The 20,305-nt window shown below is 69.5% G+C and carries 19 protein-coding genes and 2 pseudogenes; 8 read left to right on the top strand and 13 right to left on the bottom strand.

Annotation, left to right across the window (positions count from 1 at the left end):
- Positions 1–149: 149 nt before the first annotated feature.
- Positions 150–1,124, top strand: coding sequence for a DMT family transporter (locus tag OG747_RS06185; protein ID WP_405878278.1), 975 nt, complete (start codon positions 150–152; stop codon positions 1,122–1,124).
- Between the two features lie 78 nt (positions 1,125–1,202).
- Here the strand turns inward: OG747_RS06185 and OG747_RS06180 are convergent, their stop codons facing one another.
- A complete protein-coding gene (locus tag OG747_RS06180) occupies positions 1,203–1,892 on the bottom strand; it encodes a pyridoxamine 5'-phosphate oxidase family protein (protein ID WP_405878277.1) in 690 nt (229 codons plus the stop codon).
- Between the two features lie 35 nt (positions 1,893–1,927).
- On the opposite strand from OG747_RS06180, the gene OG747_RS06175 reads away from it, so the two are divergent.
- Entirely contained in the window at positions 1,928–3,259 is a 1,332-nt protein-coding gene (locus OG747_RS06175; RefSeq protein ID WP_405878276.1) for an aminotransferase class I/II-fold pyridoxal phosphate-dependent enzyme, read from the top strand.
- A gap of 104 nt (positions 3,260–3,363) precedes the next feature.
- Here OG747_RS06175 and OG747_RS06170 read toward each other — a convergent pair whose 3' ends face one another.
- A complete protein-coding gene (locus OG747_RS06170; protein ID WP_405878275.1) occupies positions 3,364–4,299 on the bottom strand; it encodes a DMT family transporter in 936 nt (311 codons plus the stop codon).
- A 75-nt stretch (positions 4,300–4,374) separates the two neighbouring features.
- Between OG747_RS06170 and OG747_RS06165 the strand changes: the two genes are divergently transcribed.
- Positions 4,375–5,277, top strand: coding sequence for a LysR family transcriptional regulator (locus tag OG747_RS06165; protein ID WP_405878274.1), 903 nt, complete (start codon positions 4,375–4,377; stop codon positions 5,275–5,277).
- A gap of 166 nt (positions 5,278–5,443) precedes the next feature.
- Here OG747_RS06165 and OG747_RS06160 read toward each other — a convergent pair whose 3' ends face one another.
- Positions 5,444–5,911 carry a pyridoxamine 5'-phosphate oxidase family protein gene (locus tag OG747_RS06160; protein WP_405878273.1) on the bottom strand — a complete coding sequence of 156 codons (468 nt, stop codon included), beginning with the start codon at positions 5,909–5,911 and terminating at the stop codon, positions 5,444–5,446.
- A 181-nt stretch (positions 5,912–6,092) separates the two neighbouring features.
- Here OG747_RS06160 and OG747_RS06155 point away from each other — a divergent pair, with 181 nt between their 5' ends.
- The gene (locus OG747_RS06155) at positions 6,093–6,731 is read left to right on the top strand and encodes an isochorismatase family protein (RefSeq protein WP_405878272.1); all 639 of its coding nucleotides are present in this window, start codon (positions 6,093–6,095) and stop codon (positions 6,729–6,731) included.
- Between the two features lie 18 nt (positions 6,732–6,749).
- On the opposite strand, the gene OG747_RS06150 is transcribed toward OG747_RS06155, so the two are convergent.
- Positions 6,750–7,244 carry a Rieske (2Fe-2S) protein gene (locus OG747_RS06150; RefSeq protein ID WP_405878271.1) on the bottom strand — a complete coding sequence of 165 codons (495 nt, stop codon included), beginning with the start codon at positions 7,242–7,244 and terminating at the stop codon, positions 6,750–6,752.
- A 467-nt stretch (positions 7,245–7,711) separates the two neighbouring features.
- A pseudogene (locus OG747_RS06145) lies at positions 7,712–7,819 on the bottom strand (oxidoreductase); the annotation flags it as partial.
- A 542-nt stretch (positions 7,820–8,361) separates the two neighbouring features.
- Here OG747_RS06145 and OG747_RS06140 point away from each other — a divergent pair.
- Positions 8,362–8,760 carry a winged helix-turn-helix transcriptional regulator gene (locus tag OG747_RS06140; protein WP_405878270.1) on the top strand — a complete coding sequence of 133 codons (399 nt, stop codon included), beginning with the start codon at positions 8,362–8,364 and terminating at the stop codon, positions 8,758–8,760.
- Positions 8,761–9,000: 240 nt separating this feature from the next.
- Here OG747_RS06140 and OG747_RS06135 read toward each other — a convergent pair whose 3' ends face one another.
- The 3 genes from OG747_RS06135 to OG747_RS06125 all read right to left on the bottom strand — a co-directional run bounded on the left by OG747_RS06135 (position 9,001) and on the right by OG747_RS06125 (position 10,528).
- Entirely contained in the window at positions 9,001–9,345 is a 345-nt protein-coding gene (locus OG747_RS06135; RefSeq protein ID WP_405878269.1) for a hypothetical protein, read from the bottom strand.
- A gap of 15 nt (positions 9,346–9,360) precedes the next feature.
- Positions 9,361–9,807 (bottom strand): nitroreductase family deazaflavin-dependent oxidoreductase, encoded by a 447-nt coding sequence (locus tag OG747_RS06130; protein WP_405878268.1) that lies wholly within the window; start codon positions 9,805–9,807, stop codon positions 9,361–9,363.
- A gap of 106 nt (positions 9,808–9,913) precedes the next feature.
- Positions 9,914–10,528: a flavodoxin family protein gene (locus tag OG747_RS06125; protein WP_405878267.1), complete on the bottom strand. Its 615-nt coding sequence runs from the start codon at positions 10,526–10,528 to the stop codon at positions 9,914–9,916.
- A 465-nt stretch (positions 10,529–10,993) separates the two neighbouring features.
- Here OG747_RS06125 and OG747_RS06120 point away from each other — a divergent pair, with 465 nt between their 5' ends.
- A complete protein-coding gene (locus OG747_RS06120) occupies positions 10,994–12,100 on the top strand; it encodes an alkene reductase (protein ID WP_405878266.1) in 1,107 nt (368 codons plus the stop codon).
- 113 nt (positions 12,101–12,213) lie between these two features.
- Here the strand turns inward: OG747_RS06120 and OG747_RS06115 are convergent.
- A pseudogene (locus tag OG747_RS06115) lies at positions 12,214–12,514 on the bottom strand (IS481 family transposase); the annotation flags it as partial.
- A gap of 54 nt (positions 12,515–12,568) precedes the next feature.
- Here OG747_RS06115 and OG747_RS06110 point away from each other — a divergent pair.
- The gene (locus OG747_RS06110; protein WP_405878265.1) at positions 12,569–15,508 is read left to right on the top strand and encodes a SpoIIE family protein phosphatase; all 2,940 of its coding nucleotides are present in this window, start codon (positions 12,569–12,571) and stop codon (positions 15,506–15,508) included.
- 454 nt (positions 15,509–15,962) lie between these two features.
- Here the strand turns inward: OG747_RS06110 and OG747_RS06105 are convergent, their stop codons facing one another.
- On the bottom strand, positions 15,963–17,168 hold the full coding sequence (locus OG747_RS06105; protein WP_405878264.1) for an MFS transporter: 1,206 nt from the start codon (positions 17,166–17,168) through the stop codon (positions 15,963–15,965).
- Positions 17,169–17,299: 131 nt separating this feature from the next.
- On the opposite strand from OG747_RS06105, the gene OG747_RS06100 reads away from it, so the two are divergent.
- Positions 17,300–17,851: a TetR/AcrR family transcriptional regulator gene (locus tag OG747_RS06100; protein ID WP_405878263.1), complete on the top strand. Its 552-nt coding sequence runs from the start codon at positions 17,300–17,302 to the stop codon at positions 17,849–17,851.
- 362 nt (positions 17,852–18,213) lie between these two features.
- Here OG747_RS06100 and OG747_RS06095 read toward each other — a convergent pair whose 3' ends face one another.
- From OG747_RS06095 to OG747_RS06085, 3 genes are all read right to left on the bottom strand, one after another.
- The gene (locus OG747_RS06095; RefSeq protein WP_405885457.1) at positions 18,214–18,573 is read right to left on the bottom strand and encodes a hypothetical protein; all 360 of its coding nucleotides are present in this window, start codon (positions 18,571–18,573) and stop codon (positions 18,214–18,216) included.
- Between the two features lie 512 nt (positions 18,574–19,085).
- On the bottom strand, positions 19,086–19,499 hold the full coding sequence (locus OG747_RS06090) for an SRPBCC family protein (RefSeq protein ID WP_405878262.1): 414 nt from the start codon (positions 19,497–19,499) through the stop codon (positions 19,086–19,088).
- A gap of 131 nt (positions 19,500–19,630) precedes the next feature.
- Positions 19,631–20,236, bottom strand: a complete 606-nt coding sequence (locus tag OG747_RS06085; RefSeq protein ID WP_405878261.1) for a flavodoxin family protein — start codon at positions 20,234–20,236, stop codon at positions 19,631–19,633.
- Positions 20,237–20,305: the final 69 nt, after the last annotated feature.

The following is a 20,305-nucleotide window of genomic DNA, read 5'->3' as shown; positions in this document are numbered from 1 at the left end:
TCGCCGGGCGGAACGGTGCCGCCCGCAGAAGAAGTCCGAGGACCCTTCCGTACACCCCTGCCCCCTCGGCATGGGCCGCGATGTGGTCCCTTCCCGAACTTCTGCGCATCTGCCTTCTGTGCATCTGCGTATCTGCGGAGAGAAAACACGTGTCGAATACTGCTTCCGGCCTGCCCATCGGGCGAGGCCTCCTCTATCTGATCGTTGCCGGTGCCGCCTGGGGCACCGCGGGCGCGGCCGCGTCATTGGTCTACCGGGCCAGTGACATGGGGCCGATCGCCCTCTCCTTCTGGCGCTGCGCGGGCGGACTCGTGCTGCTGCTGGCCGTGCGCCTGCGCCCACGGCGGGAACGGCGGGTCGCGCCCGCCGTGCGTGAGCCGCTCGGTCGCAAGGCCCTGCGGATCGGCGTCACGGGCTTCGCACTCGCCGTCTTCCAGACCGCCTACTTCGCCGCCGTCGAGGCCACCGGACTGGCGGTGGCCACCGTTGTCACGCTGGGCGCCGGGCCCGTACTCATCGCACTCGGCGCGCGGCTGACCATGGGCGAGCGGCTCGGGCGCGGCGGGGGCGCCGCCGTCGCCGGGGCACTCACCGGGCTGGCGGTGCTGGTGCTGGGCAGCGGGGGTACGGCGGTGCGTCCCTGGGGTGTCCTGCTCGCGGTCCTGTCCGCGGCCGGGTACTCCACGATGACACTGCTCACCCGGTGGCGGGGACGCGCCGGCGGGGCCGGCGGGGCCGGCACGACGGTGGGGACGTTCGCCGTCGCCACCGTCTGCCTGCTGCCGCTCGGCCTGGCCGAGGGGCTGCTCCCGCACGCCGCCCAGCCGGCCCAGGTGCTTGCCCTGTTGGTCTACATCGCCGCCGTCCCCACGGCTCTGGCCTACGCCCTGTTCTTCGCGGGCGCCGCCGTCGTCCGTTCCGCGACCGTCTCCGTGATCATGCTCCTGGAGCCGGTGAGCGCGGCCGCACTGGCCGTCGGGCTACTCGGCGAACGGGTGACGGCGGCGACGCTCGCGGGCACCTCGCTGATGCTGGGCTCGGTCGCCGGGCTTGCGCTGGCCGAGGCGAGGACCGCCCGGGCCGATTCCTACGGGGTGCCCGAGGAGGAGGGGGCGCTCGTCTGAGGCACCCGGTGTGACCCAGGTGCGGGTCCATGCGGGTCCATGCGGGCCAGCACCTGGGTCACCCCCCTCCGGTCAGGATCACAGGGTCGTGAGGTAGTCGGGGAGCTCGATGCCGGGGGCCAGGTCGTCGGCGGGGATCGGGGTGCCGTATCCCTTGGTGAGGGGGACGACGCCGGTCCAGTGGGGGAGGGCGAGGTCCTCGTCGTCGTCGTTCGGGCCGCCGGTGCGCAGCTTCGCGGAGACCTCGTTCAGGTCGAGGCGGATCACCGCGGTGGCGGCGAGTTCCTTGGCGTTGGCCGGGCGTGAGTCGTGCGAGCGGCCGGGGACGACGTGGTCGACGAGCGCGTCCAGCGCCTCCCGCTTCTCGTCCGGATCCGTCACCTGGTGGGCGATGCCGTGCACCACCACGGAGCGGTAGTTGATCGAGTGGTGGAAGGCCGAGCGTGCCAGGACCAGGCCGTCGACATGGGTCACCGTCAGGCAGACCGGCAGTCCGGGGTCGGCCTGGCCCGTCATCCGCAGCGGACGCGAGCCCGTCGAGCCGTGCACGTAGAGACGCCGGCCGACCCGTCCGTAGAGGGTGGGGAGCACCACCGGCGCGCCGTCACGGACGAAGCCGAGGTGGCAGACGTACCCCTCGTCGAGTATCGCGTGGACCAGCTCGTGGTCGTACGCGGCGCGCTCCTTGGAACGGGTGGGGACGGTGCGGTCGGTCGGGGTGTAGGCAGCGGGCTGCGCCGTCCCTGGCTGAGTGCTCGTCTCCGGCATTGCGCTCTCCATTGCACTAGTGCATAATCTGTTTTGTGCTAGGAGAGTATCGGATCGAAGGGCGACGCGCAGCGGACATTTCCGCGAGCGTCGAGCACGCGGTGGGTTCCGGAGAGCTCAAGCCGGGTCAACTGCTGCCGCCGATGCGGGAGTTGGCCGAGCGACTCGGGGTGAATCCCAATACCGTCGCCGCCGCGTATCGCACGCTGCGCGAGCGCGGGGTCATCGAGACCGCGGGCCGACGCGGCAGCCGGGTCCGCTCCAAGCCCGCCACGACGGGACGCGAGTACATCCGGGTCGACGTGCCGGAGGGCGTGCGGGACCTGGCCGACGGCAACCCCGACCGTGCGCTGCTGCCCGGCTTCGCCGAGGCGTTCGCGGTGGCGGCGGGACGCTCGGACCGGGACCCCGTGCTGTACGGGGAGGCCGCCGTCGAGCCGGAGCTGGCGCGGCTCGCGCGCGCCGACCTCGACGCGGACGGGGTGCCCGACGGGCCCGTCGTCGTCACCTCCGGGTCGCTGGACGCCATCGAGCGGGTGCTGACGGCCCATCTCAAGCCGGGGGACGCCGTCGCTGTGGAGGACCCCGGCTGGGGCAGCGTGTTCGACCTCCTTCCCGCGCTCGGACTGCGTACGGTCCCGGTGCGGGTCGACGACGAGGGCCCGGTCTCCGACGACGTACGACGTGCGCTGGAGGCCGGTGCCCGCGCCCTGATCGTCACGGACCGGGCGCAGAACCCCACCGGCGCCGCGGTGACCTCCACGCGCGCGCGTGCCCTGCGTTCTGTGCTGAAGGAGCACCCTGAGGTCCTGCTTGTCGAGGACGACCACGGGCATCGGATCGTCGACCTGCCGCTGCACCCCCTGGCTGGGATGACGCACAGCTGGGCCTTCGTACGCTCCGTCGCCAAGGCGTACGGCCCCGACCTGCGGCTCGCCGTCCTCACCGGGGACCCCGTCACCCTGGACCGGGTGCACGGGCGGCAGCGGCTCGGCCCCGGCTGGGTGAGCCGTCTGCTGCAGCGGGCGGTCGTGCACCTGTGGACGAGCGGCGCGGTGGACGTACGGGCCGTGGCGGCGGCATACGGGCGGCGCCGCCACGCGCTGATCGACGCCCTGAAGGAGCGCGGCATCGAGGCGTACGGGCGCAGTGGGATGAACGTGTGGATCCCCGTCCCGGACGAGACGGGGGCGGTCGCCCGGTTGCTGCACTCCGGTTGGGCGGTCGCGCCCGGGGCGCGCTTCCGGATGAGCGCACCGCCCGGGATCCGGGTCACCGTCTCGACCCTGACCCCGGACGACATCGAGCCGCTCGCGGACGCCGTCGCGTCCGCCGTCGGCCCGGCGCCGGTACGTCGTTATGTCTGACGCGTACGCCGTCATGTGTGACCTGTACGGTCATGTGTGACCCGTACGGCGTCACGTCTGACGGGTACGTCGTTACGTCCGCCCCGCACGCCGTTACGTGTGAGTCATCGGCGGGCCTTGGCCTGTGTGAGCGCCGCGCCCGCCAGGACGATCACCGCGCCGACCGGCGTCGACCAGGTCAGCGACTCCCCGAGGATCGCCACACCCGCCGCGGTGGCTATCACCGGGATGAAGTACGTGACCATCTGGGCCGTTGTCGGGCCGACCTCGGCGACGATGCCGTACTGGACGAGCATGGCCAGGCCCGTGCCGAGGGCTCCCAGGGCGGCGATCGCGAGCAGGGGGACGACCGGGAAGCGGCTCGGCAGGGTGGTGAACAGTGGAGTGACGACGGCCAGTTGAACGGTGGCCAGCAGGAGCTGGGCGCCGGTCATCGACAGGTGCGAGTGGCCGCTGCCGGCCAGCGTGCGGCGGACGTAGATCCAGCCGATGGGGTAGCTCAGTGAGGCCAGCAGGGCCATCGCCGTGCCCGTCGCGTCCAGGCCGTGGAAGCCCTGCCAGACGCCGAGGACCGTCAGCACGCCTAGGAAACCGAGGCCGAGGCCGGCGACCCTGCGCCGGGTCGGCCGGTCCTCGGAGAGGGCGACCACGGACAGGGCCATGCCCCACAGCGGCGAGGTCGCGTTGCAGATGCCCGCGAGCGTCGACGGGATCGTCAGCTCCGAGTAGGCGAAGAGCGAGAACGGCAGCGCGTTGAGCAGGAAGGCCGCGACCGCGAGATGGCCCCAGGTCCGCGCCCCGCGCGGCAGCCGCTCCCGCTTCACCGCCATCGCCACCGCCAGCACCGCGGTCCCGAACACCAGCCGCCCGAGGGTGACTTGGAACGGCGCATAGCTCTCTGTGCCCACCTTGATGAGCAGGAAGCTGAAACCCCAGATCAGGGAGAGGACACCGAAGCGGATCCGCCAGTCGAGGGCGGCGCGGCGGCGCGGGGTCGGGGCGGCGGGGGTGCCGGTTCGAGGAGTGGCGACGGTGCTCATGGACGTAACGATGAGGCAGGGCGATCTCGTAGCACAAGCGAGATTTGTCGAGCGGTATCTCGTAGTATTGCTTACATGTTGAATCTGGAGCGCCTGCGCACCCTCGACGCCCTCGCCCGGCACGGTTCGGTGAGCGGTGCGGCCGAGGGACTGCATGTCACGACGTCGGCCGTCTCCCAGCAGATGTCCAAGCTGGAGCGCGAGGTGGGGCAACAACTGCTCGCCAAGAACGGGCGTGGGGTGCGCCTCACGGACGCCGGGCGGCTGCTCGCCGACCACGCCGCGCGCATCCTGTCGCAGGTCGAGCTCGCCCAGTCCGACCTGGAGGCGCAGCGCGGTCAGGTCGTCGGTGAGCTACGGCTCTCCGCGTTCCCCACGGCCGCGCGGGGGCTGTTTCCCACCGTGCTCGCCGCGCTGCGCGCCGACCACCCCGGGCTGCGGGTGCGCTCGTGCGAGCTGGAGCCCGAGGCCGGCGTCGCCGGAGTGGTACGGGGCGATCTCGACCTCGCGATCGTGCTCGACTGGTACAACAAGCCGATGCCGCTGCCCGACGGCCTGGTGAAGGCGGCGATCCTCGACGATCCGGCCGATGTGGCGATGCCGGCCGGGCACCGGCTCGCGGACCGCGCGGAGGTCGACCTCGGAGAGTTCGCCGACGACGAGTGGATCACCTGGGGCGAGGGCGAGTTCTGTCATGAGTGGCTGATGTTCACCTTGCGCTCCAAGGGTGTCGAGCCGAACATCGGCCATCGCGCCGGGGAAACGCACACCCAGCTCGGCCTGGTCGCCGCGGGGCTCGGCGTCTGCATCGCGCCCCTGCTCGGGCGCAGTCCGATGCCCGAGGGCGTGGTCACCGTGCCGCTGAGACAGGCCGTCCGGCGGCATGTCTACGTGGTCTGGCGGGCGGACGCCGACCGCCGCCCGTCGATCAGGGCGGCGGTGGCGGCCCTGCGGGCAGCCGGGGAGAACGTCGGCTGAGCGCCGGCGGGGCTGCACCGGGCGTGGTGTGGTGAACCCCTGCAGCGGGCCCAGCCGACGGAAGTCTTCCGGCGGCGTCGGCTCGCGGAAGTCTTACGGCCACCGCGGCTCTTGGAAGCCCCGGAGGCTCGCCGAAGTTCCACCGTGCCGCCGGCTCGCCGCGGCCCTACAGGGGTGGCAGTTTGCGGAAGTCCCAGGAGGCGATGGCTGTCGGGGTCAGCCGGGCCCACGCATGGCGGCCGTCGTGGGGCATCTCCTCCAGACCGAAGTTCTTGCGGGCGAACAGCGTCTCCGGGACGTCGAGTTCGGCGCACAGCTCCCCGGTGCGGGGGACCTCGCCCACGAACTCCACGGTGCCGGACAGCTCGACGCCGCGCAGCTCCCCGTACTCCTCGCCGGTGTCGATCACCACGGCGATCCGCGGATCGCGGCGCAGTTCCGTCCAGCGCTTGCTGCGCACCACGGAGTACAGCCACAGCGAGGTGCCGTCCCAGACGAACCAGAGAGCGCTCACGTGCGGGGCGCCGTCCTTCGACACCGTCGCGACGCGGCAGGTCCGCTGGGTGGTGAGGAACTCATCCAGTTCGCCGGAGGTCATCATGATCTTCCGACCCCTGCGCTGAGTGACGGTCATGCGGTCACCTCTTCTTCCACGTCGACCTTCTGCGCCGACCTTCTGCATCGGCCTTCTGTGCCGACCTTCTGTGCCGACAGAGATCCTCTGACATCTCGTCAGAAAGCATGGGCCGTCTTCCGTTCCCACGCAATGGTCGTTACGCTCGCCCGCCCCGACCCTCGACGACAAGGGGAGAACCGTGCCGTCGTACGAAAAGCTCAGCGCACTCCTCGACCCCGCCACCACGGTGCTGCTCACCGTCGAGTGCCAGCAGGGCGTCGTCGGCCCGGACGGCGCCCTGCCCGAACTCGCCAAGGAAGCACGGTCGTCGGGGGCGCTCGCGAATGTCGCCCGGCTGGTGGCCGGTGCCCACGAGGGCCGCGTCCAGGTGATCCACGCCATCGCCGAGCGGCGGCCCGACGGGCGGGGCGCCAACCGTAACGCCCGGCTGTTCCGCGCGGCCGAACGACTGCCCGTGCAGCAGCTGTCGGGTTCCACGGCGGTCCGGGTCGCGGCACCCATCGAGGTCGCCGAGGAGGACTTCGTCGTACGCCGCCTGCACGGACTGTCTCCGATCGCGGGCACGGACGTCGACGCTCTGCTGCGCAACCTGGGCTGCCGCACCGTCGTCGTGACCGGAGTCTCTGCCAACGTGGCCGTCCCCAACGCAGTGTTCGACGTCGTGAACCGTGGCTACACCGCCGTCGTGCCCGCGGACGCCATCGCGGGGGTGCCCTCCGACTACACCCCCGCGATGATCCGCAACACGCTCGCCCTGGTGGCCACCATCACGGCGACCGACGACGTGCTGGCCTGCTTCAAGCGAGCGCGCCACTGAAGCCCGGCCGCGGCGGGGTCACGCGAGCTTGATCGAGTCCCCGTCCACGGTGATGTTGGCGGCGGCCAGAGCCTGCGTCGCGGGCCCCTTCTTCACGCTGCCGTCGGTGGCGGAGAACTGGCTGTTGTGGCACGGACAGGTGATCACACCGTTCGCGATGCCCTTCACCGCACAGCCCGCGTGGGTGCACTTGGACGAGAAGGCCTTGAAGGTGCCCGCGGTCGGCTGGGTGACCACCACGCCCTGGTCGGCGAAGACCTTGCCGCCGCCCTCCGGGATGTCGGTGGTCTTCGCGAGAACCGTGCCGCCCGCGTTCCCGGCCGCGGCGTTGCCGCCCCCGCCCGTACCCCCGCTGCTCGCGCTCGCTCCGGAGCCGGAGACGCTGGAGGAGTCGGAGGACTTGTTGTCCGACCCGCACGCGGTCAGCGCGACGGCGAGCCCCGCCGTGCCGACCGCCGCCACGACGGTGCGGCGGGCCGGAGCCTGGACAGGGTGAAGCGAATCGCTGGTCATGCTGACTTTCCCTTCAACGAACGTGATGGTGATACGTACAGGAGTACGGTCCGGCCGTGTGCCCTGTTCAGGAGGTTGAGGACTTCTTGACCCAATCGACAGCAGGTCGACAGCGGGTTCGACCGCATCGGGATCGGGGCGCGGCGGGCACCCGCGGGCCGCGTCCGGTGCCCGCGACCACCCCAATAGCGTCTCTAGAACTCTGTGTGTGCCTGAGAACTCTGTGTGTGCCTGTGGTTTCCAGGCTTTTCGGGCGCGGCGTGGCCGTGTGCGTGTGCCGGTGTGGGGTCCGAACCTCGGGGTGAGGGGGTGGACCTCGGTGGCGTGCAGGTGGTGGAAGCCGGTCCGCTCGGCGGCGCGGGTGCGTCGCCGGCAGGTTCTGTTCGAGAGCCGCATCCGGCCGGCCGGAAGCGGGTACTCCATGACCTGGCACCGGCCCGGACAGGGCTGGTGCCTGGGTGTCATGCCCCCCACACGCCGGGTCCCGTCAGCTGCATCGCTCCGTATCCGAGCCGGTTGACGGGCAGGCTGCCGCCGATCCGGAAGACTCCGGAAGCGTCGGCGGGGCGTGAGGTTTCCTATGCCATGGTCTGTACTTCCTGTCGTCGTGCAGCTGCCTGGTGCTGTGGGCGCCCGCGGGGACCGGCAGGCCGGGCGCCACGGGTGAACGGAGGCCGGATGCAAGGCCACAGCCAGTCCGGCTGCGGTGGCCCGTGGGCGGGATGTACAGGCCTCACGGCTCACCCCTCGATCGAGTCTCAAATATAGATCGGATCTCTAATGAGGTCCATGTGTGGAATGGAGTCCTTGTTTCGTGGAGGGTGTCCGGGCGTGGTCGGGGTCGCCCCGGCCGCGCGCGAGATGAGCAGTGCGGTGCGAGGTGTGGGTCATGACCATGCGCCCCGGCCGGTAAGGCGGGGCAGGAGGGGAGAGGTGCCGCGCTCGCGACGGCCGGTCGGCGCCGCCGGTCGCCGGAAAGGCCGCATTCGGCTGCCGGCGCGGAAGGTGCGCGAAGAGTGAGGCATGGTCTCCTTTGTGGACCATGCCTCCGATTGGGAACATGGGGGGTCTCGGTGTCCTGGTCTAGAATGTTGACATGGTGCAACAGGAACGTTCAGTGAGTATCGACCCCAGCCGACCGATGGACATCCTCGACGCGGCCTGCCCCAGTCGTGACGTCTTCGTGGACCTGGCCGACAAATGGGCGCTGTTGATGCTGGCGAGCCTGCGTGAACTCGGTGCTCAGCGGTACTCCGAGCTGCAGCGGTCCCTCGGGGGGATCAGCCGCAAGATGCTGTCCCAGACGCTGCGGACTCTGGAACGCGATGGCCTGGTTCTGCGCAGCGTCGACCCCCAGGCGACCCCGCCGCTGGTGCTGTACGGGCTCACTGATCTCGGCAGCGAAATCGCCGAGGAAACCCGGGCTTTGTGCATGTGGACCGAGAAACGAGCCGCCCAGGTGCACGCGGCGCGCGTCGCCTACGACGAGCGCCACGCCACCGACGAGGCCACTTGAGGCACCATCTGCGGCGTGCCACAACGCCTCCCCGCGGCGCCTTGTGCACAGGTCTGCATGCTCCCTCTGGGGTGACCCGACGGCGTGCGAGGTGTCTCCTCACGCCGTCGGGCGTGCGGCATGCCCTTGCGGGAGAGCCGGGCGGGCCGGGGGCGCCCAGCCCAGGCGACAGTCCGGCCGGAGATGTCGGCGGTCGCGCGGTGCGGCTGCGCGGCCCGCGCCGCCGCCGTTGAGGGGATGTCAGTGCCCATGGCTGGAGATTCCTTCGGGGTGGGGGCTGGGAGTGTGGCGTGGGGAGGGGTGCGACACGGTCTGAGGGGCCGGTGCGAGGACGGCGCGGGTATGCCGCCCCATGCCGAGTCGCAGGGCGAGCCGCAGGTCGTCAGGAGTGTCGACGTCGAGCTGGACGCTGGGCACATCCAGGCCGGTGATGTCGTGTGCTCCGCCCAGGCGGTGGCGGAGGCGGGAGTGCTCTTCGAAGGACGGGCCGAGCCACTGCGGCCGTGCCGCGGCAAGCAGGGTCGTGCCCCGGCCCGTGTGGTCCGGGTGCCCTGGTGGAGCGCGGTGCCGCCCGGCACGCCCCACCAGGGTGAGAGCCGGTCAGTGCTCGTCGGCGACCGGCTCCAGGACGAAGAGCGGGATCTCACGATCGGTCCCGGCCCGGTAATCGACGAAGGACGGGTAGGCGGCGTCGGCACGCTTCCACCACTCGGCCTTCTCCTCGCCGTGAAGCTCGCGGGCGATCATGTCCTGCTTGACCGCTCGGTCCTGCACCTCGACAAGGGGATGGGCGACCACGTTCTGGTACCAGGAAGGGTGCTGGTCAGCGCCACCGTTGGAGGCGGCCACCGCGTAGGAGCCGTTGTGCTCCACCCGCATCAGGGGCATCTTGCGGATCTTCCCGGACTTCACGCCCTTGGTGGTCAGGATGACGACCGGCAGGTCCAGGAAGGTCCCGCCTTCCGCGCCGTCGGTGGCCTCGTACTGCGCGACCTGCTCGCGCACCCACGAGGTTGCGCTCGGCTCGTACTCACCATGCAGAGGCATTGATCGTGCTCCTAGTCGTTCTTCATTGCACGGGCCGTGGGGTTCGCGGCCCGGGTATGGAGGGTGGGGTCCCGCTCGGGGGGCCCGAGGGCGTATGCCGGTACCGTCAAGCGGCGGCTTGGGCCAGGGCGGCGAGGCCCGCGGTGAGGCTGCGGCCTGGGGGGCGACCCGCGCACCCGAGGTGTTCAGCCGTGGCGAAGCCGGCTTCGTACACCGTCTCGGTACCGCCGTCCTGCGGGGGCTGGGCACCCGCGCCGACCCGGAAGCCGGGACGGTTCAGGTCGCATTCGTCGGGCTGGAGGGCGTTCCAGCCCGGAGCCGGTCCCAGACCCACCCAGATCATGTGGTGCTGCGCCGCGAAGGAAGCAAGGAAGTTCAGCGTGTTCAGCTTGTCGCCGCTCTTGGAAGCGGAGTTGGTGAAGCCGGCCGCGATCTTGTCCGCCCAGGTGCCGTTCAAGTACCTGCCGCTGGTGGCTTCAGCGAACGGGTGGAAGTCGGCGGACGCACCGCCCATGTAGGTCGGCGACCCGAAGATCACGGCGTCCGCCGCGTCGAGCTGCCGCCTCTGCTCGTCGGTGATGGTGTCTACCGCGATGAGCGACACGTGCGCGCAGGCCTTCTCGGCGCCCCGCCGGACGGCCTCTGCGAGGACGGCAGTGTGACCGTGGCCGGAGTGGAAGGCAGCGGCGAGCTGAGTGCGCTGCAGAACAGAATGGGGCATCTAGGACTCCTTCCAAGTCTCCAAAATAGACTACATATCTATTGGCGTCCATGCCTGGAAAAGGGTCCGGGTCGGCCGAACGCCCAGGATGTGGCATCGAGCGCATGTGGTTGGCGCTTCGACGTGCACATACATGCACACGCGGCCTCGATGGTGGCGGTTGTTGCGCGGCATCCGAGTGCTTCACTGCCCCGATCGCACACGCCGACGCCTCGGCGGTCCACTTGATCGACGCGTGCTCTGCGGCGCTGTGGCGCCGCAGCCGTCCGCCCCTCGAGGCATGGAGGGCGCGGACTCATCCATCCACCTTGTAGCACAGATTTTGGCTTTAGGGCGCACGAGTGCTACCGTGGAGCTAAAGCACATATCCGGGCCTTAAGGAATCGAAGCGGTGCCGCGCGAGATGTCGCCCATCGCATCCCGGATCTCCCGAGTTTCCGCACCCCCCCCCGCCAGGAGGAAAACATGAGTTCGACACAGCCCTTGCTTCTGCCGTATCAGATGCGTGACGTCCCACTGGCGAACCGCGTGGTCATGGCTCCGTTGACGCGGAGCCGTGCACGCAACCGCGACCTCCTGCCCACCGATCTCCACGCCGAGTACTACGTTCAGCGGGCATCGGCCGGCCTGATCATCTCCGAGGGCGTGTGGATCAGCCGCGACGCGGTCGGATGGCATGACGTCCCGGGGCTGTTCACCGACGAGCAGGTCGCCCACTGGAAGCAGGTGACGGACGCGGTCCACCACGCAGGCGGTGTCATCTTCGCTCAGCTGTGGCATACCGGGTCCGCTTCCCATCCCGACTTCTTCGGTGGCCGCCCGCCCCTTGCGCCTTCGGCCGTCAACCCGGGGCTGCTGGCCCCGACGTCGACCGGTCGCAAGCCGACCGTGGAGCCCCGGACCATGTCGGCGCACGACCTCCGGCAGACGGTCGCCGACTATGCGACGGCGGCTCGTAACGCCATGGCGGCAGGATTCGACGGTGTGCAGCTGCAGGCAGGCTTCAACTACCTGATCAGTCAGTTCCTGAATCCCCGCACCAATCGGCGCACGGACCTCTACGGCGGCTCGATCGAGAACCGCGCCCGCTTCCTCTTCGAGATCATCGAAGCCGTCGGCGAGTTCGTCGATCTGCGGCGCGTCGGCGTGAAGGCCGGACCCGCCTGGTCCGAGACGGGAGAATTCGTCTCCGGGCTTGATGCGCTGGCTGACAGCGAGTACGTGTTCGGGCGGCTCAACGACTATGAACTGTCACATCTCCTGCTCATGGGGATGATGGCCGACCCTGCCGGAGGACCGTTGGACGGGCTGGCCGACGACGGCATGTTCCGGCACTTCCGCAAGGTCTATCAAGGCACCGTCATCGCGAACGTCGGGTTCGACCAGCACCGAGGGAACAAGATCCTGACCGACGACCTGGCCGATCTGGTCGCCTACGGGCAGCCCTTCATCGCCAACCCGGATCTGCCGGCTCGGTTCGCCTCCCGTGTGCCGCTCGCTGAACCGAAGAAGGACCTCATTTACGGCCCGGATGCCGCCGGCTACACCGATTACCCACTGCTGGAGGTGTGAGGAGACCGGTAACCACGTGCCGGGCCCGGGCGCGTCGGAAACGAGCGCCCCGGCCTGAACGACAAAGCGACTCAAGTCGTGCCTTGCATGGCCACGCCTCGTGGATCCTCCGTGTTCTCGGTCAGCGCTCGGTCGATGCGGTCGATGCGATGCCCGCGATGGCCAAGAAGGCCGGAGCCCGTCGGAGGGAGGCAGCGCGGGTGGCGGCCTTCTCGTCTGGGTGGATCTCGCTGCAGGCGAGGCGGCTGTGGTCGTCGACGGCGGAGTGGATGTTCTTGAAGCCCATGCTGCGGGTGGCGCGGCCGGCTTGTCGGCCCAGGGCCCTGTGACCGCCGCCGTCGGGGATGTGGCAGAGCTCTTCACGTCCACGTGGATCAGCTGGCCGGGCCGGTCGCCTTCGTCGCGTCGGATCAGACCGTCCGCCCGTAAAATCCGGAATCTCCGCTATTGCGCCTCTTCGGATACTGTTTGCCTATATCTTTCCTGACCGGACTGACAGGTGGGGAGACGATGCCGGGCGAGAGCAGGCATGCCCAGGACGCACCGGGAGTGGACGGCGCCCCCGACGGCGTCCCGGCACAGGCTCCCCCCTCCTTCCTGTCCGCACACAGTGCGGGATCGAACGCTTACGACCTCCTACGGTTCGGACTCGACCGTGCTATGGCCGTGGTTCAGGCACTGGGCGGCATGGTGCATCTCGGGGCCCCCGGGAGCAGCAGCCTGTACTTGGCGGTGGAGGGCGGTCTGGAGGGGGCGACAGCGAGGCACTGGGAAGAGGTCGACCGCGGCTCGCCGGAGGCCCCTGCCTACGCGGTCCGCACGAACGTCCCGGCATGGACAGCGACGACGAGCCCCGGACTCGCAGCGTCCTCTTCGGGCCTGCCCGCGGGAGCCGGGCTGCTCTCGGTTCCGATACCGGCCCCGGACGAGCCCCTCGGCGCGCTGTCCGTCTTCACCCGTATACCGGAGGAGCCGGCACTGCACCAGCAACTGAGGGCTGTGGCAGGCTGGATCCCCGACTGTCTGCGCGGCAGTCCGGGACACCCTGAGCTCGAGGACGCGGGACGCCCGGATGTGTGCGCCGGTCCGGACTCCTCCCTCGGATTCTGGGGGTGGGATTTCCGTACCGGCACCGTGATCTGGGACGGTGCCGCGCTCGACATCCTGGGGATCGACGCGAAGGGGTTCGACGGGCAGATCCGTACGTGGCGGCGACTGGTCCACCCGCAAGACCTGCCGCAGGTGCTGGTCCGGGCCGACGAGGCCATCCGCGCCCGCACGCCGTACCAGATGGAATTCCGGGTCCGCCAGCCAGACGGCACCCTGCGCCGGGTGGAGGTCCGGGGCCAGGCTTCGAGCCTCGACGACGGGTCCGGGCCTCGCCTGACCGGGATCGTGCGAGGCCCCACCACGGGCCACCTGGCCGAGGGATCGGCGGAGCAAGCCCTGCGACGTATGCGCGACGGATTCCTGGCCGTCGATCACACCTGGCGGATCACCTTTGCCAATCCGGAGGCCGAGCGCCTTCTCACTCCGTCGCGGCAGTTGCTCGGGCACGAGCTGTGGGAAGCGGTTCCGGCACTGCGCACGCTCGGCGTGCAGGAAGCCGGCCGGCAGGCAGCGGCCGAGGACAGGCCGACCGAGCTGGACATACGCTCGGACACCGGCCGGTGGCTGCATGTGCGACTGGTCCCGTTGCCGGACGGCCTGGCCCTGTGCATCACCGACATCAGCAGTACCCGGCGTCAGGAGGCCAAGGAGGCCGCCGCCGAGGGCGCTGCCGTCGAGCGTACGACCCGAATCGCAAAGTTGACCCAAGCCCTCGCCGCAGCGGTCACCGGACACGACGTGGCCGATGTCTTGGGCACCCACATGTTGCCCCTGTTCGGCGCCAAGGGCGTCGGCGTCTGGGTTCACGAAAACGGACAAGCGTTTCTGGTGGGCAGCGTCGGCTACTCGCAGGAGAGCCTCCGCCGGTTCGAAGGCGCCCGCATCGCCGATCTCCCGACCTCTGCCCAGGCCTTCATCGAGGGCACTCCGAACTTCATCTCCTCCGCCGAGGAGTTCATCACCCACTACCCGGGAATCGCCGACCTGCCTGCTGAGAGCGGGGTCCAGGCGTGGGCGATCCTGCCGCTGATCGCCTCCGGGCGCACGGTAGGCGCGGCCTGCGTCGTCTACGACCGTCCGCACACCTTCAGCAGCGAAGAACGCACCCTGCTCACGGCGCTGAGCGGAATGGTCGCACAAGCCATGGAGCGAGCCCGACTGTACGACGCCGAGCACCGCCGGGCCCAGGAACTCCAGCGCGGTCTGCTTCCACGGACCCTGCCCGCCCTGCCCGCTGTGACCACCGCCGCGCGCTACCAGCCCACCGGCGACGGCATGGATGTCGGCGGCGACTGGTACGACGTCATCCCGCTGTCGGCCGAGCAGGTCGCCCTGGTCATCGGAGACGTCATGGGCCACGGCCTGTCCGAGGCTGTCACCATGGGCCGCCTGCGCACCGCGGTCCGTACGCTCGCCGACCTCGAGCAGCCCCTGGACGAGATGTTCTTCCACCTCAACGAAGTCGTCAGCGGCCTCGGGGACGACTTCTACGCCACCTGCCTCTGCATCGTCTATGACCCGGCCAGCCGGCTGTGCCGCGGCATCACCGCGGGCCATCCCCCGCCCGTCGTACTCCGACCCGACGGAACCGCCTACTTCCCCGACCTGCCCGTCAACTCGCCTCTCGGTGTCGCCGAACCGCCCTTCGACACAGCCGAGTTCAGCCTGCCCGACGGCACCCTCCTCGCGCTCTACACCGACGGCCTCGTCGAATCCGGCGGATGGGACATCGACGAAGGCATGGGCCGCCTCGCCCGCCACCTTCACCCCGACCACCCCGGCTCCGCACACCCTCCGGCGCCAGAAGCCCTCGACGACCTGTGCGACCGCCTGATCAACACCCTGCTGCCCGACCGGCGCAGCATCCGCGACGACAGCGCGCTGCTCGTCGCCCGCACCCACGCGTTGGCTCCCGAGGACATCTCCTGCCGGCAACTTCAGGACGACCCCACAGCCGCCGGCCAGGCCCGCGCGCATGTCCGGGACCAGCTCACCACCTGGAGCCTGGACGAGCTGATCATGACGACTGAACTCGTCGTCAGCGAACTCGTCGGCAACGTCGTTCGCCACGCAAGAGGGCCGATCACCCTACGGCTGCTGCGCGGCCGAACCCTCGTCTGTGAAGTCACCGACGGGAGCCCCACGATGCCCAGGATCCGCCGAGCGGCCGACACCGACGAGAGTGGCCGCGGGCTCCAGTTGATCGCCGCTCTGACCAGCCGGTGGGGCGCCCGCTACACCGCGTCCGGCAAATGCATCTGGACCGAGCAGCACCTGCCCACCGACCCGCCTTGGTGAGCCTTACCAACCGGCCGCGCTGAAAGTCTTCGCTTCGGTTCCCGGGCTGATGCCCGACACCGCACGGAGGGGCTGGGCCTGACGTGGCGTTCCCGGTTCCTATGTGATCGGCACGCCGAAGTCGAGCACTGGTGTTCTACGAGCACGGCCGGGGTGTGACGAGGACGAACGGACGGTCGTTCGCCGGTTGTCGGGGGCGGGGAAAGCTCCGCGCGACGCAGTGATGCGACCTGGGGCCCCTGACCGCAGGGAGATGTCGATGGGATTCGTCACCACTGCACGCACCTGTACGCGGACTTCGCCGAGCCCGGGCGTGAGAGTGGGCAGTTCGACCACATGGAGACCTTCCGGACCGCCGAAGCGCGAGAAGCCGATGGTCTTCGTCGTGAGCACCTTTCTGTCCCGTCATGGGTATGAGCTGGAGGACTGGGCGTTCACCTGCCCGCTTTCCGGGTCAGTGGCGTGTGTTGAGGCGGTACTGCGCGAACAGCCCAAGGGCTGCGACGACGAGGATGGCGACGCCGTAGCCGAGGACGGTGCCCTGCAGGCCGACCGGAGCGATCAGGAGTCCTGCGATGATCGCCGGCACTCCGAAGCTCAGGTAGGCGACCAGGTAGATGGATGCGAAGAGTCCTGCCCTCTGGTGGGGCTGTGCGAGCGGGGCGATGGTCCGGATGGCGCCGGAGAACGAGGCGCCGAAGCCCACGCCGCCGATGATGCCTCCCACCCACAGCAGGGAGAGCATTCCGGCGGCGACACCGGCCTCGATCACCGCGGTTCCCAGCAGGACGCCCGCACCGCCGACGAGGATGGTGCGGCGTGTTGTCAGACGGCTGAGGAACAGGCCGGCCGCGGCGGCTGCCGCGGGCTCGACGAACGCCGTGGCGCCGTTCAGGAGGCCACTGTGCAGGCCCAGCAGGTCCCGGATGATGGTGGGTACGAGCCCCATGAAGAGGCCGGCCAGCATCCATGCGGCCATGTGAACGGGAATACTCGCCAGGAACTCACGACGTGCGGCCTGGGGGACGGAGACGCGGGGAATCAGGGCGCGTGCCGCCCCGGGACGAGTGGAAACCGTCTCCGCGGAGAAGGCGGCGACACCCGTGCCGACGACCATGATCACCGCGAGGGCCGTGAACACGATCAGAGTCGCGTGGCTGCTGAACTGGACCGCTGCGCCGGTCAGCAGGGCTCCCAAACCCAGCCCGCCCGCCGGAGCGATGCCGGTGATGATGGTGCCCAGTTTCTTGTGGCGTTCCGGAGCATGTTCGACGACCGAGGCGGAGAAGGCGCTCGTGGCAGCGCCGGTGGCGATGCCCTGGATGGTGCGGGCTGCGATGACCCAGCCGATGTCCGGAGCGAAGACGAACAGGAGCATCGCCCCGAGCTCCACCAGAAGCGACCCGACCAGAACAGGCCGGCGTCCGATGTAGTCGGACAGCGAGCCGGCCACCAGCAGAGCCACCAGCAGGCCGAGCGCGTAGGCAGCGAAGGCAACCGTCAGGACCCAGGCGGGGAAGTGCCACTGCTGCTCGAAGACGACCAGCAGCGGGGTGGGCGCGCCTGCGGCCAGGTAGAGCGCTGCGAAGACGGCAGCCGACCCGGCGAACGCTACAGAAGAAGGAAGCAGTCTGGGGGACTGGGCGGGCTCAGAGGCCACGAGCCGGGCGCTCCGGTCAGGCCTTGAATCGGTGATGGACACCTCAACCTCCTAAGGCAAAGCTTTGTGCGTTAGGGTCACTGTAGCCCAATGGAGGCTTAATGCCAAGCGGTGTGCGTTATAGTGGGGGCATGGTTGCAGAATCCTCCCCGCGGCGGCGCACCGGCGGCCGCAGCGCTGCGGTGCTGACGTCCATCAGGAATGCCGTCGAAGAGCTGATTGCCGAACGGGGCAGCGACGCGGTCACCATCCCCATGGTCGCGGAGCGTGCGGGAGTGAATCACTCGAGCATCTACCGGCGCTGGGGCGACGCGCGGACCATGATCAACGACCTGGCGACCTACCGGCTCGACCCCGAACGCGGCCTTCCCGACTCCGGAGACCTGCGTGCCGATCTGACCGCATGGGCACAGGAGCTGATCAGCCACTACAGCACCCCGGTGAACGCCGCCCTGTTGCGCGGCGGGGCCGCCGCGGCCGGTGAGAGCGAGTCGGACTGCCTGCGCGACCGGCGGGCAGAAGCAGCCGGCTTCGCCGCACGGTCCGGCGGCACCTTCAGCGGCGACGAGGTCATCGACCGGCTGGTGGCCCCCATCATCTACAGGGTCATCTTCCTGCCCTGGACGCTGCCCGAGGTGGATGCGCGCACCTACGTCGACGAACTCTGCAACCGCACCACCTGACCCCCACCTCTCGGAAACGGGGCACCGGCCGCAGCCCTCGCCCTGATGTGGGCGACGATCGGCTCGGGTCCGCGAGGCGGCAGTGCCTGCACTGCTGACCGGCCCGTCCGGCTCGGCGCGATCATCGAGCGGGAACGAGCTCGAGGAGGCAAGGTGCCCAGCGTGGAGCGGGCCATCGACGCACTGCTCCGTCCGCTGTGCCGCGCCGTCTTCGGCGGAGAGCCCGCCTCCAGCGCGTGGGTGCGGGGTCTGGTGGCGACGTTGCTCGCGGCGATCTGGGTCCAGAGATGCGCTGGGGGCGGGGACCTAAGTAGGCGTCGAGCTGGTCACCACGCACGCACACGGCCTCTTGGCGCGATCTCTCAGCTCATTGGTGTGCTGGTAGTTGGCGGTGTGCGCGGCGGCCGCCGACCGGCTACCGGCTCTGGGCCGGCGGCGGCCGCGTGAACACCGGCAGCTGATCTCGGCGCTCCTCGGGGAAGTCGTCGCCGTACATCGGCAGGCCGCTCAGGGATTCTTTCCGGGAGGGTCTCCAACGCTTCGTCCTGGATCACGTCCCAGTGCTCCATCAGGATGCCGTCCTCGATGCGGAGGAAGTCGACGGCGATCCACGGGGCGGGCTGTCCGTGCCCTGAGAAGCGCCCGCGCACCATGACCATGTTTTCTTCCGCCATGATCAGTTCGCATTCGTGCTTCAGCTCCGCCAGGAGGCTCTCGACCAGGTCGAAGAGCCCCTCCCGGCCGGGCGCGATGAAGGCGCTGTGCTGGATGTAGTCGGGGGATCAGAACCGCTCGGCAACGGCGTAGTCCCGCTTGTTGAACAGAGCGTCGAAGGCCTCGCGGACGATGGCCTTGTTCTTGTCTTCGATGGTGCTCATGAAGGGATAGTTGCTTTCTCGCTGTGGCTTGCAGAAATGGGTGACGGGACCCTGGGCGAACCGCGGTGACCGCGGTGACCGCGGTTCAAGCCCGCCGGGACGTGTGGAGCGGCGCCGACAGCGCCTGCCCCTCCGTGGCAGCGGCTCTTCACGTGGCGTGGTCTCGCCGCCAGGTCGATGCGCGACGCAGGGCGGCGAGGAAGCCGGCCTTACGGGGCTGTTCGACTGGGATCCGGACAATCCGGGTGGTGACTCAACCGTAGGCATGTGGTGGAGCCGTTACATGGTGAGGTGCCGGGGCCGGAAACGGATGCCTGGGCATGTCCGGCGAATTGGGCGGACGGGGCAGGTGCCGCCTACGCGCCGAGTTCCGCCGCGATTTTGTCAAGGCACGCCTGGTAGAAGCCCGCCAGGCCTGCCGTGGCATCTTCTTCCGTGACTCCCGGCGCAGGCTCGAACTGGGCGGCCCAGTGGATCTCGGACTCGTCCGTACCGACCGCGGTCACCGCGATTCGGGCGGTGAAGCCCCGGACCGGGACCGGCCCGGGGTCGTCGAAGCGATAGTGGTGGAAGAGCGGTCCCTCTTCCATGAGCTTTTCGACGAGCTGCCCGCCGTCGGGCATCGTGATGGTGCGGGTCTGCTGGTCGTCGTTCCTCAGGACGCCGGCGAGGCCGGGCATCCACTTTTCCACGGCGTAGAAGTCGCCGATGAGATCCCACACCTTGGCGGCGGGGGCGTCGTAATGCTGCTTCAGGTCGAAGGCCGTCATGTGGTCAGTCCTCACGGGGGGATGGAATGGGGCGGGGCCGGTGTCTGATGCTGGGAGTGCGCGGTGCCTCGTGGTCCGTGGATGTCCTCGCGTGATGGTGGATGCGGGATGTGGGGGCGCTGTCCTGGGTGTTATCGGTGGGAGAGGGAGTGCCTGCCTGCGATGTGGATGTCGGCCTGCTGGGTGACTCGAGCCCCGAGGTGTTCGGCGGTGGCGATGTCGGCGGGGTGGACGGTGTCGATGCCGCCGTCCTGGGGGGTCGAGGCGGCGGCGCCGATCCAGAAGCCGAGGCGGTTGAGGTCGTCTTCGGAGGCGGTGAGGGCGTTCCAGCCGGGGGGCAGGCCGAGGCCGACCCAGATCATGTGGTGCTGGGCGGCGAGAGCGCTCATGAAGTTGAGGGTGTAGAGCTTGTCGCCGCTCTTGGAGGCGGAGTTGGTGAAGCCGGCGGCGATCTTGTCGGCCCAGACGCTTGTGAGGTAGCGGCCGCTGGTGGCTTCGGCGAAGGCGTGGAAGGCGGAGGAGGCGCCGCCCATGTAGGTGGGGGAGCCGAAGATGATGGCGTCGGCGTCGTCGAGCCGCTGCCAGTTCTCGTCGGTGATGGCGTCCACGGGGATGTAGGCGACCTCGGCTCCGGCCTTTTCGGCACCGCGCTTGACTGCTTCCGCCAGAACGGCCGTGTGCCCATAGCCGGAGTGGAAGGCGATGGCGACCAGGGGGCGCTTGATGGTCTCGGTCATGGGTTACTCCTTGAATAGGTCTTGTCTCCAATCTAGATCTGACCTCTAAAAGAGGTCAACCCTCCATGG

This window comes from Streptomyces sp. NBC_01384, from assembly GCF_045040035.1.
Lineage (GTDB): Bacteria > Actinomycetota > Actinomycetes > Streptomycetales > Streptomycetaceae > Streptomyces.
Note: the sequence above shows the minus strand (reverse complement) of the source record. Positions and strands in the feature narration are given on the sequence as shown.

What these genes read in the sequence shown, in the direction of transcription:
- OG747_RS06160 (WP_405878273.1), bottom strand. Translation starts at nt 5,911, where the DNA reads ATGACCGTCACTCAGCGCAGGGGTCGGAAGATCATGATGACCTCCGGC.
- OG747_RS06130 (WP_405878268.1), bottom strand. Translation starts at nt 9,807, where the DNA reads ATGCCTCTGCATGGTGAGTACGAGCCGAGCGCAACCTCGTGGGTGCGC.
- OG747_RS06180 (WP_405878277.1), bottom strand. Translation starts at nt 1,892, where the DNA reads ATGCCGGAGACGAGCACTCAGCCAGGGACGGCGCAGCCCGCTGCCTAC.
- OG747_RS06090 (WP_405878262.1), bottom strand. Translation starts at nt 19,499, where the DNA reads ATGACGGCCTTCGACCTGAAGCAGCATTACGACGCCCCCGCCGCCAAG.
- OG747_RS06085 (WP_405878261.1), bottom strand. Translation starts at nt 20,236, where the DNA reads ATGACCGAGACCATCAAGCGCCCCCTGGTCGCCATCGCCTTCCACTCC.
- OG747_RS06165 (WP_405878274.1), top strand. Translation starts at nt 4,375, where the DNA reads ATGTTGAATCTGGAGCGCCTGCGCACCCTCGACGCCCTCGCCCGGCAC.
- OG747_RS06100 (WP_405878263.1), top strand. Translation starts at nt 17,300, where the DNA reads ATGGTTGCAGAATCCTCCCCGCGGCGGCGCACCGGCGGCCGCAGCGCT.
- OG747_RS06170 (WP_405878275.1), bottom strand. Translation starts at nt 4,299, where the DNA reads ATGAGCACCGTCGCCACTCCTCGAACCGGCACCCCCGCCGCCCCGACC.
- OG747_RS06150 (WP_405878271.1), bottom strand. Translation starts at nt 7,244, where the DNA reads ATGACCAGCGATTCGCTTCACCCTGTCCAGGCTCCGGCCCGCCGCACC.
- OG747_RS06120 (WP_405878266.1), top strand. Translation starts at nt 10,994, where the DNA reads ATGAGTTCGACACAGCCCTTGCTTCTGCCGTATCAGATGCGTGACGTC.
- OG747_RS06125 (WP_405878267.1), bottom strand. Translation starts at nt 10,528, where the DNA reads ATGCCCCATTCTGTTCTGCAGCGCACTCAGCTCGCCGCTGCCTTCCAC.